The organism is Micromonospora sp. CPCC 206060 (genome assembly GCF_036906895.1).
Lineage (GTDB): Bacteria > Actinomycetota > Actinomycetes > Mycobacteriales > Micromonosporaceae > Micromonospora.
The window spans coordinates 1-551 of record NZ_JBAKHU010000294.1 but is presented as its reverse complement, the minus strand read 5'-3'; the positions used below and the strand labels follow the sequence as shown (position 1 = coordinate 551).

Sequence of the window (551 nt, the reverse complement as noted above, 5' to 3'; positions counted from 1 at the left end):
GTTCGTCGAGGTCACGGGCCATCACGCTGACCTGCGACTTCGACAGTCGGGTGATCCCCAACGACTCGACGAGTTTGTCCATCCGTCGGGTGCTGACGCCGAGCAGGTAACACGTCGCGACGACCGAGGTCAGGGCCGCCTCGGCACGTTTGCGGCGCTCCAGCAGCCAGTCGGGGAAGTACGAGCCGGAGCGCAGTTTGGGGATGGCGATGTCGAGGGTGCCGGCGCGGGTGTCGAAGTCGCGGTGCCGGTAGCCGTTACGGGTGTTGACCCGCTCCGGCGAGCTGGTGCCGTACTCCGCGCCGCAGATCGCGTCGGCCTCAGCGGACATGAGGGTGTCGATGAACGTGGTCAGCAGCGAGCGCAGCAGGTCCGGGGACGCCGCGGTGAGGTGCTCGTGCAGGAACCGGGCAGGGTCGATACTAGGGTTGGCCATCGCGTTGATCTCCTCGATCTTGAGCGGGAACTCAGTTCGAATGATCACGCGGTGGCCGCCTCACGTCTACGCCAAACCGGCTCTGAGCTGCAGGTCTGCCGTACACCACTCTGCC

At 66.1% G+C, this 551-nt stretch carries 1 protein-coding gene; it reads right to left on the bottom strand.

Features of this window, described 5'->3' with window-relative positions; all coding sequences use genetic code 11:
* The coding region (locus V6U90_RS33815) for a transposase (RefSeq protein WP_334445276.1) at nucleotides 1–436 on the bottom strand (436 nt) is incomplete at its 3' end.
* Nucleotides 437–551 lie beyond the last annotated feature (115 nt).